The sequence below is a fragment of the Nonomuraea sp. WAC 01424 genome (assembly GCF_003947315.1).
Lineage (GTDB): Bacteria > Actinomycetota > Actinomycetes > Streptosporangiales > Streptosporangiaceae > Nonomuraea > Nonomuraea spiralis.
In genome coordinates this window covers 140,084-156,426 of record NZ_QHHZ01000023.1, presented here as the reverse complement: position 1 = coordinate 156,426, position 16,343 = coordinate 140,084, and the positions used below count along the sequence as shown (strand labels likewise).

The following is a 16,343-nucleotide window of genomic DNA, read 5'->3' as shown; positions in this document are numbered from 1 at the left end:
CCCGACCGTAGCGGATCAACTCTGCGCGGGTGAAGGCGCTCCCGGAAGTCTCAGCAAACCCGAACCTCCGACACCCACGAGCGCCGCCAGGAGCGCCGCGCCCACCGAGAACACGTACGCGTCGGAGGCCCCGAACGTGTCGGTCAGATGCCCGCCCGCCCACGCGCCGATCGCCACGCCGAACCCGATCGAGGTGGAGATCCACGCCATGCCCTCGGTGAGCAGGGACCGCGGCACGAGCCGTTCGGTGAGCGAGAACCCGGTGATGAGCGTCGGCGAGATCGCCAGACCGGCCACGAACGCCACGGCGGCCATGACCCAGGGGTCGTCCACGAGCAGGATCGGCACCAGGCCCACCACGAACACGCCCAGCGCGCGGACGAACCGGGCACGCAACGAGATCCGCCACTCCCGCGAGCCGAACCACAACCCCGACACCATCGACCCGCCCGCGAACGCCGCCAGCAGGAATCCGGCGGCGCCCTTCACGCCGTGCTCCTCGGCGAAGGCGACCATGATCAGGTCCACCGAGCCGAACACCGCGCCGAGCCCGAGGTAGACGCACGCCAGCAGGGCGATGCCGGGGATCAGGATGGGTGTGCCGCCGCCCGTCCTGACCGTCTGCACCGGCGGTTGCGTACGCCGCTGCGCGGCCAGGGCCAGGCAGCCGCCGAGCATGCACACCAGCGCCACGACCAGCCCCGCGTACGGGTTGACCGCCGTGGCCAGCACCGTGACGAGCGCGGGACCGGTGACGAAGACCACCTCGTCGGCCACGGACTCGAAGGCGAAGGCGGTGTGCAACGTTCCAGTGCCGCCGTGGATGGTGGACCAGCGGGCCCGCACCATCGACCCGATGGACAACGAGGACGCGCCGATCAGCAGGCCGGAGGCGTACAGGGTCCACTCGGGCAGCCGGAGTGCGGCGCTGAGCATGAGCGACGCCAGCGCGAGCGCGTTGACCACGGAGAAGGGGACGATCACCCGGTTCTGGCCGAACCTGTCCACCAGCCGCCCCGACAGCGGCGCCGCGACCGCGAAGGCCACGTTGGTGGTGGCGCCGACCGCGCCCGCGGTGGCGAAGGAGCCGGTGATGGTGGAGATCAGCAGGACGACGCCGATGCCGAGCATGGACATCGGCATCCGGCCGACGAACCCGGCCAGTACGAATCCTTTGACGCCGGGCCCCTTGAACAACCCCCGGTAAGGCCCGACCACGCTGTTTCCCCCTTACTTTGCGACCCAACCATTGCGCACCGTCTGTCCAGATGGCAAGTGATATCTCCGGTGAGTGGGTTAACGTGTGCCTGATGTCCGGTCTTCCCTCTCTCCGCGCGGTCCTGCTGACGGTCCTCGGCGTGCTCGCGGTCACCGCCGCGGCCGGAGGAGTCGTCGTGATCATGGGCGATGACCTGGTCAGGACCGCCGCTGAGCCGGTGCGCAGGCCGATCACCCGGGTGACGCCGGAGGCGGCGCCCCGCCTCGACCAGCTCGTACCCACGGCGGCGCCGGTCAAGGACTTCGGCCAGGGTGGGCCCGGCGTCACCGCGACGCCGCCGCGCGTGCTGGCGATCGCGCCGGGCACGGTCTCCAAGCGGACCAGGCTCGCGCTCGGCGCGCTCAGGTACGTGCAGAAGGCGGCCGTCGTGGACGCGGGCGCGGTCAAGGTCGCCGGCACGCCGCTGAACCTGCTGGCCGTGGACCCTGCCGACTTCCGTTCCTGGACGCCCCAGCCCGTCGCCGACCAGCCCGCCGTCTGGAGCGCGCTGGCCAGGGGCGAGCTGGTCGCCGAGTCGGGCACGACGCGCAAGTACGGGATGATCCTCGGCGCGATGTACCAGGTGGACGGCGGTCCGAGGCTCCGGGTCGCGGCCTCGGCCATGCTCGGGCTCAACGGTGTGGACGGGCTGGTCAGCACCGAGGTGGGCAGGTCGCTCGGCTTCGCGCGGGGCGTCGCGGTGCTGCTGCACGGCAAGCCGGGCAAGATCGGCGAGGCCGGGGTGCGCCGGCTGCTCGGCAAGGGCGCGCAGGTCGTCGTCCTCGACGCGGCCAGCCGTACCCGGCAACAGCAGCAACCGCAGCAGCAGCAGCAACAGCAGGTCAACGTCGGGCGGCCGGGCAGCTACCTGGAGCTCTACCAGGCCGCGGCCACCCGCTGCCCCGGCCTGTCCTGGACGGTGCTGGCGGCCATCGGCCAGGTCGAGAGCGGGCACGGCCGCAACAACGGCCCCTCCAGCGCGGGCGCCCTGGGCCCGATGCAGTTCATGCCCGCCACCTGGAAGCACTACGGCGTGGACGGCGACGGCGACGGCAAGTCCGACATCTGGAGCCCGTACGACGCGGTGCCCGGCGCGGCCAACTACCTGTGCGCCAACGGCGCGGGCAAGGGCGGCCAGAAGTTGCGCAAGGCGATCTGGTTCTACAACCACTCGTGGGACTACGTGAACAAGGTCATGAGCATCGCCGAGGCGTACGCCCGCACCTACGCCTGAGGCCGCGCGGCCGGCCGGACGGGACGCGGGCAGCAGGTGAGCGGGCACGGGACCGGCTCGGGCTCGTCCATCAGCTCCCTGACCATGCGCACGAACGCCGGATGGGTGCCGGCCGTGCCCGCGCGCTCCATCGGCAGGCCTAGCTCGGCGGCCACCTGCCGGGCCTCGGTGTCGAGGTCGTAGACGACCTCCATGTGGTCGGAGACGAACCCGATCGGCACCAGCACGACCGACCCGGCGTCCGTCTTGCGCAGGAAGTCGCACACGTCGGGCTCCAGCCACGGCACCTGCGGCGGGCCGCTGCGCGACTGCCACACCAGGTCCCATGGCTCGTCGCGGCCGAGCGCCCGGCTGACCAGCTCGGCGCTCCCGCGGATCTGGGACTCGTACAGGCCGCCCGCGGGGCCGGCGGTCTCGGCCATCGAGACCGGGATGCTGTGGGCGGTGAACACCAGCCTGGCGTCGTCGCGGCCGAGCCGGGCCAGCGCGTCGCGGGTGTGGTCGGCCATCGCCGCGACGAACCCCGGATGGTCGCCGAAGTGCCGCATCTTGACCAGCTCGGGGCCGCCCTCGACGGAGATCCTGGCGATGTCCTCGTAGTACTGGCGGCAGCTCGAATAGCCGGCGAACGCCGAGGTGGCGAAGACGGCCGCCTTGCGCACGCCGTCGGCCGTCATCTGCCGCACGGTGTCCTCGCCGAACGGGTGCCAGTTGCGGTTGCCCCAGTAGACCGGCACGCCGACGACCTCGCGCAGCGCCTCGACCAGCTCGCGGTTCTGCTGGTTGATCGGGCTGACGCCGCCGAAGCCCTGGTAGTGCTCGGCCACCGCCAGCAGCCGCTCGCGCGGGACGCCGCGGCCCCGCACGACGTTCTCCAGGAACGGCAGCACGTCGTCGGGCCCCTCCGGACCGCCGAACGACAGGACGAGCAGAGCGTCGTAATCAGCCACGTGTCAAGCCTAGTCAGAAGGGCCGGTGGTCCCGCCGGGAGGGATCGCCGGGGATCGGGGAGGGGCGCCGCGCGTGCCGTCTCCCGGGCGGGGCGGTGACCAGGTAGGTTCGATCGAGTGAGCGCATTCGATGACATTCGTGACTATGTGGCCCTTCCCCGGCTCCTCTCCCTGAAGCTCTCGCCTGACGGCTCCCGCCTGATCTCGACCGTTCAGACGCTCAACCCCGACGGCAAGTCGTACGGCACCGCGCTCTGGGCGATCCCCGTCGACGGTGAGCCGTACCGGCTGACCCGTTCCGCCAAGGGGGAGACGGCCGCCGTCTTCACCGGCGCGGGCGACGTGCTGTTCACCTCCGCGCGTCCCGACACCACCGTCAAGGACGCGACCGACGAGGTGCCGGCGCTGTGGCTGCTGGACCGCGCGGGCGGTGAGGCCCGCCAGATCGCCGCCCGGCCCGGCGGCATCGGCACGGTACGGGTCGCGGGCGACGTGGTGGTGTTCGCCTCCGACGTGCTCGACGGCGACGAGGCCACCGAGGAGGAACGGCGCAAGGCCCGCAAGGACGCCGGGATCAGCGCGATCCTGCACGAGGGCTACCCGGTCCGCTACTGGGACCACGACCTCGGCCCCGCCCGCACCCGGCTGTTCACCGGCAGGCTCGGCGCCGACCGCCTTGAGGACGTACGCGACCTGATCCCCGACGCGGGCGAGGCGCTGCGCGACGTCACCTTTGAGCTCACCCCCGACGGCACCACCGTGATCGCCACCTGGCGCAGGTTCCTGTCCGGTGGCGACAGCCGTACCGACCTGGTGGCCATCGACGTGGCCACCGGTCAGCGGCGCACCCTGCTCACCGACGTCGCCCACGACTTCGGCGGCCCGCTCGCCGTCTCGCCCGACGGCACCCGCGTGGCCTGCGCGCGCGAGCGCATCACCAGCAAGGACGTGCCCGCCCGGGTCGAGTTGTGGATCGCCGACCTGGCCACCGGCGAGGGCCGCGGGTACGCGGACGACCTGTTCCCGATGGACGTCGAATGGGCTCCCGACTCCTCGGCCGTCCACCTCGTCGCCGACTACCAGGGCCGCCGCCCGGTCTTCCGCGTCCCGCTGGAGGGCGAGCACACCAGGCTCACCGGCGACGACGCCGCCTACCTCGGGCTCAACGCGAGCGCCGACGGCGCCTTCCTGTACGTCATGCGCAGCAACATCGCCCTCGCCCCGGCCCCGGCCAGGATCGACGTGGCCACCGGCGAGCTCGACGACCTGCCCTCGCCCGCCCCGCGCCCCGAGGTGCCCGGCACGCTGACCGAGATCTCGGCCACCGCCGACGACGGCACGACCGTGCGCGGCTGGCTCGTACTGCCCGAGGGCGCCTCGGCCGACAGCCCCGCGCCGTTCCTGTTGTGGATCCACGGCGGCCCTCTCGGCTCCTGGAACGACTGGCAGTGGCGCTGGCAGTCGTGGATCATGGCGCAGCGCGGGTACGCCGTCCTCATGCCCGACCCCTGCATGTCCACCGGCTACGGCCAGGAGATGATCGACCGCGGCTGGGGCGCCTGGGGCCCGCGCACCCAGGCCGACCTCGACGCCATCGTGGACGTCGCCCTGGCCAGGGACGACATCGACCACGAGCGCGTCGCGGCGATGGGCGGTTCGTTCGGCGGCTACATGGCCAACTGGCTGGCCGGGCACACCGACCGCTACCAGGCCATCGTCACCCACGCCTCGCTGTGGAACCTCGACCAGTTCGCCGGCACCACCGACTCCTCGGTGTTCTGGCAGCGCGAGTTCGGCGGCCCCGGCTCCGAGCGCTACGAGCAGCTCTCCCCGCACGTGGCCCTCGACAAGATCACCACCCCGATGCTCGTCATCCACGGCGACAAGGACTACCGGGTGCCGATCGGCGAGGCCCTGCGCCTGTGGTGGGACCTGCAGCGCAACGACGTCGAGTCGAAGTTCCTGTACTTCCCCGACGAGAACCACTGGATCCTCAAGCCGGGCAACGTCGTCGCCTGGTACGAGACGGTGCTCGCCTTCCTGGCCAAGCACGTCCTCGGCGAGGAGTGGAAGCGCCCGGACTCGGTGGCCTGATGACCGACTTCCTGCGGCTGGCCGAGGACATCGCCCGCGAGGCGGGTGACATGATCCTGGCCAAACGCCCCACGATGTCGGAGGACGTCGAGACCAAGTCCAGCCCCACGGACGTGGTCACGATCCTGGACAAGGCGTCGGAGGAGCTGATCCGCGAGCGCGTCCGGGTGGCCCGTCCCGACGACCGCTTCCTCGGCGAGGAAGGCGGCGAGGAGGGCGGCGAGGCGCCGGGCGCGTCCGACGTGCGCTGGATCGTCGATCCGATCGACGGCACGGTCAACTTCCTGTACGGCCTGCCCGACTGGGCGGTCTCCATCGCCGTCGAGGTCGATGGGCAGGTCATCGCAGGGGTCGTCAACCTGCCGGCGCGGGGCGAGGTGTTCACCGCCGCGCTCGGCGAGGGCGCCTGGCTCGGCGGCGAGCGGCTGCGCTGCAACAGCGGGGTGCCGCTGGCCAGGGCGCTGGTCGCGACCGGGTTCGGCTACTCGGCGCCGCGGCGCGAGGTGCAGGGGCGGGTCGTGGCGGAGGTGCTGCCGCGGGTGCGTGACATCCGGCGCGGCGGCTCGTGCGCCATCGACCTGTGCTCGGTGGCGGCCGGTCGTGTGGACGCCTACTACGAGCGCGGCACCAACCCGTGGGACTACGCCGCGGCCGGGCTGGTGGCGACCGAGTCGGTCGCCCGGCTCGGCGGCCTGCGCGGCCGGCCGGTCGGCCCGGAGTTCACGTTGTGCGCCGCGCCCGGCCTGTTCGAGGAGCTGCACGACCTGCTCGTGCCGCTCGACCCGGAACGCGACTCCTGACCGGCCCGTACGCATGACAAGACGGCCGGGGCCCGAACGGGCCCCGGCCGTCGCACGCGTCTAGCGCGGCAGTGGGATGCCGTGATCGTCGGCCAGGCGGCGCAGGTCCTCGATCTCGGCGGTGAGGGTGTCGGCGAGGTAGTCGTCGCCGGTGCTACGGGCCTCGCGGAGGCCCTTGTAAGCCTGGTCGAGGCGGCGTTCGATCGTGGTGGTGAACTCGCCCATCTCACCTACTCTCTCAGGGGTTGATCTGTGCTGGGGCGTAATGAGCCCATTGCCAGCTGATGTCCGGGCAATGGGTGTCCCGACGGCATACCCCGGCTTGTCGCCCTCTGAAACATGAAATTCCGTGCCCCTTCCCCAGGGCACCCCTGGACATGCCTTACCGTGCGCTTATCGAGCCTGTAGGCAGAATGAGGCACCAGAACCGGAAAGAGGTGTACCAGGCGTGCGAGTGCTGGTTGTAGAGGATGAGCGGGTGCTCGCCGACGCGATCGCGACCGGTCTGCGGCGCGAGGCCATGGCGGTCGACGTGGCCTACGACGGCGGCGGCGCCCTTGAGCGCACCTCCTACATCGACTACGACGTGATCGTGCTCGACCGTGACCTGCCGGTCGTGCACGGCGACGAGGTGTGCCGCAGACTGGTCGAGCAGCGCTCGGCCTCGCGGATCCTCATGCTGACCGCCTCCGGCGACGTGGACGACAAGGTGGAGGGGCTCGGTCTCGGGGCCGACGACTACCTGGCCAAGCCGTTCGTGTTCATCGAGCTGGTGGCCCGGGTACGCGCGCTCGGCCGGCGTTCGGCGCCCGCCCTGCCGCCCGTGCTGGAACGGGCCGGGATCCGCCTCGACCCGGGCAAGCGGCTGGTCGAGCGCGACGGCAAGGAGGTCGTGCTGACCAAGAAGGAGTTCGCGGTCCTGGAGGAGCTGATGCGCGCCGAGGGCGCGGTGGTCAGCCAGGAGGACCTGCTGGACAAGGCATGGGACGAGAACATCGACCCGTTCACGAACGTGGTCAGGGTGACCATGATGACGCTGCGGAAGAAGCTGGGCGAGCCTCAGGTGATCGAGACCGTGCCCGGAGTTGGGTACAAGTTGTGACGGACAGGCCAGAGCGCGGGGCGGGGCCGACGCATCCGATGATCAGCCCCCATTCGGCCAGGAAGGCGACGCGCGTGCAGGAGGCGCCACCACCGAGCGGGCCGCCCGCCTGGGACGGCCCGCCACCGCCCGGCTCCGAGACGCCCGTCCTCAGCCCTCTGGATCGCGTCAAAGGGTTGCCCGCCAAGGTCAGCATCCGGTGGCGGCTCACGCTCACCTACAGCGCCCTGGTGTTCGCCGCCGCGGCCGTGTTGTTGTTCGTCGTCTACTCGATCGTCGGCAGGGCCATCGAGGGAGCCTGGCCGGACCTGATCACCGACGACCTCGACCCCCTCGACGCCGCCATCATGCAGAACCGGTGGACCCAGGCCAAGGGCCGGGCCATCAACAGCGCGCGGGACGCGCTGTTCAGCAGCTCGTACATGGCGCTGGCCGGGGTCGGCATCCTCGCGCTCATCATCGGCTACTTCGTGGCCGACCGCGCGCTGCGGCCGGTCGCCCAGATGACCAGCGCCGCGCGCAAGCTCTCGGAGAGCACGCTCGCCCACCAGCGCATCGCCCTGCACGGCCCCAACGACGAGCTGAAGGAGCTGGCCGACACTTTCGACGCCATGCTCACCCGGCTCAACGTCGCCTTCGACACCCAGCGAAGATTCGTGGCCAACGCCTCCCACGAATTGCGTACTCCGTTGACGATTAACCGGACCGTCCTGGAGATCGCGTTGTCGGATCCCGAGGCGTCCGAGGACCTCAAAGCGCTCGGCCGCACGCTGCTGGAAGTCAACGCGCGTAACGAGAAGCTCATCGAGGGGCTGTTGTTGCTCGCCAGGAGCGAACGCGAACTCGCGGTGCGCAAACCGCTCGACGTTCAGGAAGTCGCTCAGACGGCCGTGGAACAGGTCGCGCCCTTCGCCGCCGAACACGGGGTGAGCGTTGTCGCCGAACTGGTCAGCGCGCCTACCGTGGGCGACCCGGTGCTCCTGGAGCGGTCGGTCAGCAACCTGCTGGAGAACGCCGTGAAGTACAACCTTCCCGAAAACGGAAAAGTCTGGATCCAAACGGGAATGGCGGACGGGGGGCTGGTTGTTCAGGTGGCCAACACGGGGCAGCACGTCCCGGCGTACGAGGTGAACAGCCTGTTCGAGCCGTTCAGGAGGCTCCACGCCGACCGCGTGGAATCGGCCAAGGGATCGGGTCTCGGGCTGTCCATCGTCCGTGCGGTGGTCCAGGCACACGGGGGAAATGTGACCGCTGTGCCGCGGGATGGCGGAGGACTTGTGGTGACCATTCGGCTTCCGAGGCGTTGACCGAGCTGCCATGAGACGGCCAAGGGGCGCCCGCGGGTGACGTTCCGGCGTGTTCGTCCGCGTGTTGATGTAGTGGGGGCGTCTCGTTCTCGCCGTACATGTGGTTGGATGTGCCGTCGAACACGGTGGCGCATGACGCCAAGGCTGTGGGTTTCGCCATATTTGGCTAACCATTGCCGACGGCAGCAGGCCCTGACGTGTTGGGAGGTTCGTTGTTCGTTCCCGCCGGGTACCGATGGAAAATCTCCCCGACGGAACGGGCACAAGATGGGTCTCCCGGACGTTAGAAGACGCGCGATGAGCGCGAAGACATATAGATGAGGGGGATGGAGTAAGCACAATGGCTACCGACTACGACAGCCCGCGTAAGACAGACGACGACCTGGGGGAGGACAGCCTCCAAGAGCTCCAGGCGCGGCGTACCGACAAGTCGTCCGGCAGCATCGACATCGACGAGACCGACCTCGCCGAGTCGCTGGAGCTTCCCGGTGCGGATCTGTCGAACGAAGAGCTCTCCCTGCGGGTGATTCCCCGCCAGGCCGACGAGTTCACCTGCTCGCGCTGCTTCCTGGTGCACCACCGCAGCCAGCTGGCCTCCGAGAAGAACGGCCAGCAGGTCTGCCGGGAGTGCGCCGCCTGACCGCTGGGGCGAAGGAGCTCAGGGTGAGGGACCGAAGGAACCGAGCCTGCCTACCCTGAGCGGTCGCGACCAAGAGGACGGAGGCATCGCGTGGCCGAGAAGGACAACCAGCAAGCTGACAACGGGATCGCCGACCCCGACAAGGAGGTCGGCGAGCTCGTTGGCAGGCTCACCCAGCCAGGTGAGCTCGAGCCGGCCGAGCGGCGCAGGCTGCTCGGCCGACTAGCCAGATCCCTGTCGACGGGAGCGAAGAAGGCTCGCGAGACCGGCGTCGGCCGCGGCCGCTGGCTGGCCGACGTCTTCCTCACCATCGCGCCCCGCATCCCCATCCGCGACCTCCACACCCTGTCCGAGCACCATCACGGCCTGACCGGCGAGCAACTCGCCGACGACCTGGTGCGCACCGCGCAGAAGGCCACGATGACGGTCGGCGCCATCGGCGGAGCACTCGCGGCGGCCGAGTTCGCCGCGCCACCCCTCCTGCTCTCCGCCCCCGAGCAGCTCGTCGCGGAGACCATCGTCGTCGCCGCCATCGAGGTCAAGCTGCTGGCCGAGCTGCACGAGGTCTACGGCGTCCGCGTCCAGGGCACCGGCACCCAGCGGGCCGTCGCCTTCACCGCCGCCTGGGCCAGGCAGCGCGGGATCGACCCCCTCGCCCCCGCGTCCGTCTCCCTCGCGCTCGGCGCGGCGACCAAGACCGCCCTGCGCAACCGCCTCATGCGTACGCTCGGGCGTCATCTGACCACGTTCGGCCCGTTCCTCACCGGAGCCGTCGCCGGCGGCGCGCTCAACCGCGTCGCGACCGGGAAGCTCGGCCAGGCCATCCGCGCCGACCTGCGCGTCAAGGGCCCGTCGTTGCCGTCGTCCGGCTCCCCCGACGAACTGAGCACGTAGCCCGCGCCGACGGGTGGCCCGAGGGGCCGTGCCGTCAGTCGTGCCGCCGGTCCACCACGCGCTTGAGCTTGCCGACCGACCGCTCCAGCGTCTCGGGATCCACCACCTCGACCTCGACGCTCACGCCGACGTTCGCCTTGACCGCGTGGCGCAGCTCGCGGCCCGCCTCCTCCCGTCCGCCCGCGCCGGGCCGCGCCTCGACCCTGACGGTGAGCACGTCGAGCCGGTCAGGGCGGGTCAGGTGGAGCTGGAAGTGCGGGGACAGGGCGGGCACACGCAGCACCAGCTCCTCGATCTGGGTCGGGAAGACGTTCACGCCGCGCAGGATGATCATGTCGTCGGTACGGCCCGTCACCTTCTCCATCCGCCGGAAGGCGGGCCTGGCCGTGCCGGGCAGCAGCCTGGTCAGGTCGCGGGTGCGGTAGCGCACGACGGGCATGGCCTCCTTGGTGAGGCTGGTGAACACCAGCTCGCCGCCCTCGGGCGCCGGCTGCCCGGTGAACGGGTCGACGGTCTCGGGGTAGAAGTGGTCCTCCCAGACGTGCAGGCCGTCCTTGGTCTCGACGCACTCGTTGGCCACGCCGGGGCCCATCACCTCGGACAGGCCGTAGATGTCGACCGCGTGCAGGTCGAAGCGTTCCTCGATCTCGGCGCGCATGCGTTCGGTCCAGGGCTCGGCGCCGAAGATGCCGATCTCCAGCGAGCTCTCGCGCGGGTCCAGGCCCTGGGCGGCGAACTCGTCCAGCAGCGCCAGCAGGTACGACGGCGTGACCATGATGACCCGGGGCCGGAAGTCGGTGATGAGCTGGACCTGCCGGGCCGTCATGCCGCCGGAGACCGGTACGACGGTGCAGCCCAGCCGCTCGGCCCCGTAGTGGGCGCCGAGGCCGCCGGTGAACAGGCCGTAGCCGTAGGCCACGTGCACCACGTCGCCGGGACGGCCGCCCGACGCGCGGATCGAGCGGGCCATCACCTGCGCCCAGACGTCGAGGTCGCCCCGCGTGTAACCGACGACCGTGGGCCGGCCCGTGGTGCCCGAGGAGGCGTGGATGCGCGCCACCCGCTCGCGCGGCACCGCGAACATCCCGAACGGGTACGACTCGCGCAGGTCCTCCTTGGTGGTGAACGGGAAGAGCGCGAGGTCGTCGAGGCTCCGGCAGTCGGCGGGGTGGACCCCGTGCTCGTCGAACTTGCGCCGGTAGAGCGGGACGTTGTCGTAGGCGTGGGACAGCGTCCACCGCAGACGCTCCAGCTGGAGGGCCATCAGCTCGTCCCTGGACACGCGCTCGACCGGGTCGAGCTCCTCGGGGGACGGCGGCGGGAAGGGCCTCATCTCAGCTCCCTGCTACGCCCGCGGAACTCCGCGACCACCCGGCCGCCGGCCCCGCGCACGGTGATGTCGTAGATGCCGCTGCGGCCGTACCGGGTGCGCTCGGCCGCCTCGGCCACCAGCACGTCGCCCTCGTGGGCGGGGGCGACGAAGGTGATCTCGGCCCCGGCCGCCACGGTCACCGGCCCCTGGGTGTTGCACGCGCAGGCGAAGGTGGTGTCGGCCAGCAGGAAGACGTAGCCGCCGTGGCAGAGGGAGTGCCCGTTGATCATCTGCGGGGTCACGGTCATGCGGCACACCGCGCGGCCGTCGGCCAGCTCCACCAGCTCGATGCCCAGGGCAGCCGAGGCGGTGTCGGCGTCCATCATGCGCCGCGCGCTGTCCACACAGGTCTCCCTTGCTTACTGACCGAATGTTCGGTAAACACTTCACCGTCCTGCCGAGCACTGTCAAGGGAGGACGCGCGTGCGCAGCTGGAAGAGCCGTTTGTGGGGTATGTCCTGGTTTGGTGGCGGGATTGACCTCGGCGCGTGAGGAGGAGCGATGATCAAGCCGTTCGCCTCGTCGGCGGATCTCGGTGAGAAACGGCAGTCCCTGGAGGTGCTGGCCGAAGGCGTCTACGCGCTCACCGCGGAGGGCGATCCCAACGTCGGCGCGATCGAGGGCGAGGACTTCCTGGTCTGCTTCGAGGCGCTGGCCACCCCCGCCGCCGCCCGCGACTGGCTGGCCCGCCTGCGCGAGCACACCGGCAAACCCGTCCGCTACCTCGTGCTCTCGCACTACCACGCGGTCAGGGTGCTGGGCGCCTCGGCGTTCGGCGCGGACGTCATCGTGACCCACGACAAGACCCGCGAGCTGATCGCCGAGCGCGGCGAGCAGGACTGGGCCAGCGAGTACGCCCGGATGCCCCGCCTGTTCAAGGACCCCGGCTCGATCCCCGGCCTGACCTGGCCCACGGCCACCTTCAGCGACACCTTCACCATCGACCTGGGCGGCGGCAGGGGCGACCTGGTGCTGGCCCACTGCGGACGCGGCCACACCGAGGGCGACCTGGTGGCCTGGCTGCCGGAGCGGCGGATCATGTTCGCCGGAGACCTGGTGGAGTCGCAGGCCGCGCTCTACACCGGCGACGCCTTCCACCGCGAGTGGGCGACGGGCACGCTCGACCGCGTCGCCTCGTTCGGGGCCGAGACGCTGGTCGGCGGCAGAGGAGCGGTGGCCCACGGCAAGGCCGGGGTCGAGGCGGCCATCGCCCAGAGCCGCGACTTCCTCACCGTGATGTTGCGCGAGGTCGGCGCGTCGAGCGGGCTGAAGGAGGCGTTCGAACGCGTCCACCGGGCCCTGCGGCCGCGCTACGGCGGCTGGCCCATCTTCGAGCACTGCCTGCCCTTCAACGTCTCCCGCCTCTGGGACGAGCTCCACGGCGTCGAACGACCGCGCATCTGGACCGCCGAACGCGACCGCGAAGTCTGGGACGAGCTCCAGTCATGAGACCGGAGGAGTCCGGGCCGCAGGTCATCGTGGTCGGCGCGGGCCCGGTCGGGCAGACCGCCGCGCTGCTGCTGGCCCGCTGGGGCATCCGGACCCTGGTGCTCGACCGGCGGCCGGCCCGCGACGGCGGCGGCTCGAAGTCGATCTGCCAGCAGCGCGACGTGCTGGACATCTGGGCCGCGGCGGGCGCCGGGCGGGTGGCGGAGGAGGGCCTGGCCTGGACCACCGCCCGCACGTACTTCCGCGAGCGCGAGCTGTTCTCCTGGTCCTTCGACGGCCAGGGCCCGCTGCCGCCGTGCGTGAACATCTCCCAGGCCCGTACCGAGCAGTTGCTCGACGAGGTCATCGCCGACCAGCCGCTGATCGAGGTGCGCTGGCACCACGAGGTCACCGGGCTGGTGCAGGACCCCGCGGGGGTGGAGGTCCAGTGCGGTCAGCGGTTGCTGCGCGCCCCCTACGTGCTGGTCTGCGCCGGTGCGCGGGCCCAGCAGGTACGCCGGTCGATCGGCGTCTCCTTCGACGGCGAGGCGTTCGAGGACCAGTTCCTGATCTGCGACATCAAGGCCGATCTGCCCGGCTGGGAGAACGAGCGGCGCTTCTACTTCGACCCCGTCTGGAACCCGGGTCGCCAGGTCCTCATCCATCCCTGCCCGAACGGGACGTACCGGATCGACTGGCAGATCGCGCCGGACTTCATCCCAACAGAAGCCGATATTTCGCGAAATATCAGGCAAATTGTGGGGGATCGGGCGTATGAGGTTATCTGGCATAGCACCTACCGGTTCCACTCGCGGATCGCCTCGCGGATGCGGGTCGGGCGGGTGTTGCTGGCCGGCGACTGCGCCCATCTGGTGGCGCCCTTCGGGGCCCGGGGGCTCAACTCCGGCGTGCCCGACGCCGAGAACGCGGCCTGGAAGCTGGCCTTCACGCTCAACGGCTGGGCCGGGCCGGAGCTGCTGGAGTCGTACCACGCCGAGCGGCACGCGGCGGCGCGGGAGAACCTGGAGGTCACCGGCGCCACCATGCGCTTCCTCGCGCCCCGGACCGACCGGGACCGGGCCCGGCGGCGGGAGGTGCTGGAGGGCGGGCTGGTCGCCGAGGTGGACTCGGGGCGCTTCGCCGAGCCCTACTGGTACGTGGACTCGCCGCTCACCACGCCCGAGCCGGAACGTCCGTTCAAGGGCCGGCCGCCGAAGGGCGCGCTGTGCGAACCGGCCCCCGGCGTGATCCTTCCGGACGTGCCGTTGGCGAAGGGACGGCTGCGGGAGATCTGCCGGGATGGTTTCCTCGTTCTTTTGGGTGATATGTGCGATTCGAGTTTGTTTGTGCAGGTCTTGGGCAAGGTCATTACGGCACCGCTCGCCGTCCGCGAGCTCACGGAGATGGATGCGACCGGCTCGCTCGCCGAAAGACTCGGTGCGCGGCCGGACGAAGCATGGGTGATCAGGCCAGATGCCCACATCGCCGCGATCATTCCCCACGCGGGGCCGGACGCTGTCGCGGCTGCCGTGAGCCGCGCCTGCGGCTCTCCACCACCTGAGCCGTAGGAGGACTGCGTGACCGGCCGTAGCTCGTTTCTGATCGTCGCGAACCGCTTGCCGGTCGATCGCGCGATCGGGCCAGACGGAACGGCCTCGTGGCGCAGGAGCCCGGGAGGGCTCGTGACGGCCATCGCGCCCGTGATGAAGCGCCGCCACGGCGCCTGGGCCGGTTGGCACGGGGCTCCGGACGAGCAGCTTGAGCCGTTCGAGCAGGACGGCATGAGCCTCATCCCGATCCCGCTGTCCGCCCGGGAGGTCGAGCTCTACTACGAGGGTTTCTCCAACGCCACGCTCTGGCCGCTCTACCACGACGTGGTGGCGCCGCCGGTGTTCGAACGGGAGATGTGGGAGACCTACCGATCGGTCAACGAGCGCTTCGCCGCGGCCGCCGCCGAGGCCGCCGAGGAGGGGGCCGTCGTCTGGGTGCAGGACTACCAGCTCCAGCTCGTGCCCGCGATGCTCCGCCGGCTCCGGCCCGACCTGCGGATCGGGTTCTTCCTGCACATCCCGTTCCCGCCGGTCGAGCTGTTCTGGCGGCTGCCCTGGCGCAAGGAGCTGGTCGAGGGACTGCTCGGCGCCGACCTCGTCGGCTTCCAGCTGCCCGGCGGCGCCTCGAACTTCCGCAGGCTGTGCCGGCGGCTGCTCGGGCTGCCGTACAAGGGGAACGAGATCTTCCTCGACGACCGGGTGGTGACCACGCAGGCGTTCCCGATCTCGGTGGACTTCGGGCAGCTCGACTCACTCGTACGCGAGCCGCAGGTCGTGGCGCGGGCCAAGGAGATCAGGGCCGAGCTGGGCGACCCCGAGCACGTGCTGCTCGGCGTGGACCGGCTCGACTACACCAAGGGCATCGGGCAGCGCCTGGAGGCGTTCGGCGAGCTGCTCAAGGACGGCAGCCTGCGCCCGAACGAGGCGGTCTTCGTGCAGATCGCCACCCCGAGCCGCGAGCGCGTGGACGAGTACCGCAAGCTGCGCGACGACATCGAACTCCAGGTGGGCCGGATCAACGGCGAGCACGCCCAGATCGGCGTGCAGCCGATCCAGTACTTCCACCAGTCCTACGGCCACGACGAGCTGGCCGCGCTCTACCTGGCGGCCGACGTCATGGTCGTCACGCCCCTGCGCGACGGCATGAACCTGGTGGCCAAGGAGTACGTCTCCTGCCACCACGACCTGCACGGGGCGCTGGTGCTGAGCGAGTTCACCGGGTCCGCCGACGAGCTGCGGCAGGCGTACCTGGTCAACCCGTACGACATCGAGGACGTCAAGCGGCAGATGATCGCCGCCATGCGGGCCACGCCGCACGAGCTGGCCCGGCGGATGCGCACGATGCGCCGCCGGGTGGCCACCTACGACGTGGACCGCTGGGCGAGTGAGTTCCTCAGTGCCCTTGAGACACCTGCTTCACAGACTTCCACGCGTCGTAACGCTTCTTGGCGGTCCGGTTGACCACGATCTGCGCCACGGACATCCCGACGCCGGTGAGGATCGCGTAACCGATCGCCTCACCCATGCTGACCTCGGGCGAGTCGTCGTCGAGGGGCGGCTCCTTGCCGGTCGCCTTGACCCAGACGAACCCGAGCAGCTTTCTCATCCCCCAAGCGGTCGCCATGCCCACCAGACCGCCGATGACGCGCCAGGCGATGTCGGGCTTGTCCTCCGCCATGCCGAACTCCCTTCCCCTATGTAACGAACACTAGCC

General features: G+C 70.6%; 16 protein-coding genes. 10 read left to right on the top strand and 6 right to left on the bottom strand.

Going from position 1 to position 16,343, the window contains the following annotated elements; genetic code table 11:
* Positions 1 to 15: 15 nt before the first annotated feature.
* Positions 16 to 1,218 (bottom strand): MFS transporter, encoded by a 1,203-nt coding sequence (locus DMB42_RS46250; RefSeq protein WP_125646434.1) that lies wholly within the window; start codon positions 1,216 to 1,218, stop codon positions 16 to 18.
* A 92-nt stretch (positions 1,219 to 1,310) separates the two neighbouring features.
* Here DMB42_RS46250 and DMB42_RS46245 point away from each other — a divergent pair, with 92 nt between their 5' ends.
* On the top strand, positions 1,311 to 2,492 hold the full coding sequence (locus tag DMB42_RS46245; protein WP_125646432.1) for a lytic transglycosylase domain-containing protein: 1,182 nt from the start codon (positions 1,311 to 1,313) through the stop codon (positions 2,490 to 2,492).
* Here DMB42_RS46245 and DMB42_RS46240 read toward each other — a convergent pair.
* Positions 2,483 to 3,442: a ferrochelatase gene (locus DMB42_RS46240; RefSeq protein ID WP_125646430.1), complete on the bottom strand. Its 960-nt coding sequence runs from the start codon at positions 3,440 to 3,442 to the stop codon at positions 2,483 to 2,485. The genes DMB42_RS46245 and DMB42_RS46240 overlap by 10 nt on opposite strands.
* Positions 3,443 to 3,559: 117 nt before the next feature.
* On the opposite strand from DMB42_RS46240, the gene DMB42_RS46235 reads away from it, so the two are divergent.
* Positions 3,560 to 5,536 carry an alpha/beta fold hydrolase gene (locus DMB42_RS46235; protein ID WP_125646428.1) on the top strand — a complete coding sequence of 659 codons (1,977 nt, stop codon included), beginning with the start codon at positions 3,560 to 3,562 and terminating at the stop codon, positions 5,534 to 5,536.
* Complete coding sequence (locus DMB42_RS46230) at positions 5,536 to 6,336, top strand: inositol monophosphatase family protein (RefSeq protein WP_125646425.1); 801 nt, start codon at positions 5,536 to 5,538, stop codon at positions 6,334 to 6,336. The genes DMB42_RS46235 and DMB42_RS46230 overlap by 1 nt, the downstream gene beginning before the upstream one ends.
* A gap of 60 nt (positions 6,337 to 6,396) precedes the next feature.
* Here DMB42_RS46230 and DMB42_RS53850 read toward each other — a convergent pair whose 3' ends face one another.
* On the bottom strand, positions 6,397 to 6,561 hold the full coding sequence (locus tag DMB42_RS53850; RefSeq protein ID WP_185845215.1) for a hypothetical protein: 165 nt from the start codon (positions 6,559 to 6,561) through the stop codon (positions 6,397 to 6,399).
* A gap of 223 nt (positions 6,562 to 6,784) precedes the next feature.
* Here DMB42_RS53850 and DMB42_RS46225 point away from each other — a divergent pair, with 223 nt between their 5' ends.
* The 4 genes from DMB42_RS46225 to DMB42_RS46210 all read left to right on the top strand — a co-directional run bounded on the left by DMB42_RS46225 (position 6,785) and on the right by DMB42_RS46210 (position 10,279).
* Complete coding sequence (locus DMB42_RS46225) at positions 6,785 to 7,438, top strand: response regulator transcription factor (RefSeq protein WP_125646423.1); 654 nt, start codon at positions 6,785 to 6,787, stop codon at positions 7,436 to 7,438.
* A complete protein-coding gene (locus DMB42_RS46220; RefSeq protein ID WP_312024807.1) occupies positions 7,435 to 8,745 on the top strand; it encodes a cell wall metabolism sensor histidine kinase WalK in 1,311 nt (436 codons plus the stop codon). Before DMB42_RS46225 ends, DMB42_RS46220 begins: the two co-directional genes overlap by 4 nt.
* Before the next feature lie 340 nt (positions 8,746 to 9,085).
* Complete coding sequence (locus tag DMB42_RS46215; RefSeq protein ID WP_020542847.1) at positions 9,086 to 9,385, top strand: DUF4193 domain-containing protein; 300 nt, start codon at positions 9,086 to 9,088, stop codon at positions 9,383 to 9,385.
* 90 nt (positions 9,386 to 9,475) lie between these two features.
* Positions 9,476 to 10,279, top strand: a complete 804-nt coding sequence (locus tag DMB42_RS46210) for a hypothetical protein (RefSeq protein ID WP_260478336.1) — start codon at positions 9,476 to 9,478, stop codon at positions 10,277 to 10,279.
* 34 nt (positions 10,280 to 10,313) lie between these two features.
* Here the strand turns inward: DMB42_RS46210 and paaK are convergent, their stop codons facing one another.
* Both paaK and paaI read right to left on the bottom strand, forming a co-directional pair.
* Positions 10,314 to 11,612 carry a phenylacetate--CoA ligase PaaK gene (gene paaK / locus DMB42_RS46205; protein ID WP_125646422.1) on the bottom strand — a complete coding sequence of 433 codons (1,299 nt, stop codon included), beginning with the start codon at positions 11,610 to 11,612 and terminating at the stop codon, positions 10,314 to 10,316.
* Complete coding sequence (gene paaI, locus DMB42_RS46200; protein ID WP_125646491.1) at positions 11,609 to 11,977, bottom strand: hydroxyphenylacetyl-CoA thioesterase PaaI; 369 nt, start codon at positions 11,975 to 11,977, stop codon at positions 11,609 to 11,611. Before paaI ends, paaK begins: the two co-directional genes overlap by 4 nt.
* A 175-nt stretch (positions 11,978 to 12,152) precedes the next feature.
* On the opposite strand from paaI, the gene DMB42_RS46195 reads away from it, so the two are divergent.
* From DMB42_RS46195 to DMB42_RS46185, 3 genes are read left to right on the top strand one after another with little or no spacing between them, the layout of a single operon-like run.
* The gene (locus tag DMB42_RS46195) at positions 12,153 to 13,100 is read left to right on the top strand and encodes an MBL fold metallo-hydrolase (RefSeq protein WP_125646420.1); all 948 of its coding nucleotides are present in this window, start codon (positions 12,153 to 12,155) and stop codon (positions 13,098 to 13,100) included.
* A complete protein-coding gene (locus DMB42_RS46190; RefSeq protein WP_125646418.1) occupies positions 13,097 to 14,647 on the top strand; it encodes an FAD-dependent monooxygenase in 1,551 nt (516 codons plus the stop codon). Before DMB42_RS46195 ends, DMB42_RS46190 begins: the two co-directional genes overlap by 4 nt.
* A 9-nt stretch (positions 14,648 to 14,656) precedes the next feature.
* Complete coding sequence (locus DMB42_RS46185) at positions 14,657 to 16,090, top strand: trehalose-6-phosphate synthase (RefSeq protein WP_125646416.1); 1,434 nt, start codon at positions 14,657 to 14,659, stop codon at positions 16,088 to 16,090.
* Here the strand turns inward: DMB42_RS46185 and DMB42_RS46180 are convergent.
* Positions 16,023 to 16,307, bottom strand: a complete 285-nt coding sequence (locus DMB42_RS46180; protein ID WP_125646414.1) for a DUF4235 domain-containing protein — start codon at positions 16,305 to 16,307, stop codon at positions 16,023 to 16,025. The genes DMB42_RS46185 and DMB42_RS46180 overlap by 68 nt on opposite strands.
* Positions 16,308 to 16,343 lie beyond the last annotated feature (36 nt).

Bases quoted from the DNA above. Each gene is read 5' to 3' on its own strand.
- DMB42_RS46245 (WP_125646432.1), top strand. From the start codon at position 1,311: ATGTCCGGTCTTCCCTCTCTCCGCGCGGTCCTGCTGACGGTCCTCGGC.
- DMB42_RS46230 (WP_125646425.1), top strand. From the start codon at position 5,536: ATGACCGACTTCCTGCGGCTGGCCGAGGACATCGCCCGCGAGGCGGGT.
- DMB42_RS53850 (WP_185845215.1), bottom strand. From the start codon at position 6,561: ATGGGCGAGTTCACCACCACGATCGAACGCCGCCTCGACCAGGCTTAC.
- DMB42_RS46215 (WP_020542847.1), top strand. From the start codon at position 9,086: ATGGCTACCGACTACGACAGCCCGCGTAAGACAGACGACGACCTGGGG.
- paaK (WP_125646422.1), bottom strand. From the start codon at position 11,612: ATGAGGCCCTTCCCGCCGCCGTCCCCCGAGGAGCTCGACCCGGTCGAG.
- paaI (WP_125646491.1), bottom strand. From the start codon at position 11,977: ATGATGGACGCCGACACCGCCTCGGCTGCCCTGGGCATCGAGCTGGTG.
- DMB42_RS46195 (WP_125646420.1), top strand. From the start codon at position 12,153: ATGATCAAGCCGTTCGCCTCGTCGGCGGATCTCGGTGAGAAACGGCAG.
- DMB42_RS46190 (WP_125646418.1), top strand. From the start codon at position 13,097: ATGAGACCGGAGGAGTCCGGGCCGCAGGTCATCGTGGTCGGCGCGGGC.
- DMB42_RS46180 (WP_125646414.1), bottom strand. From the start codon at position 16,307: ATGGCGGAGGACAAGCCCGACATCGCCTGGCGCGTCATCGGCGGTCTG.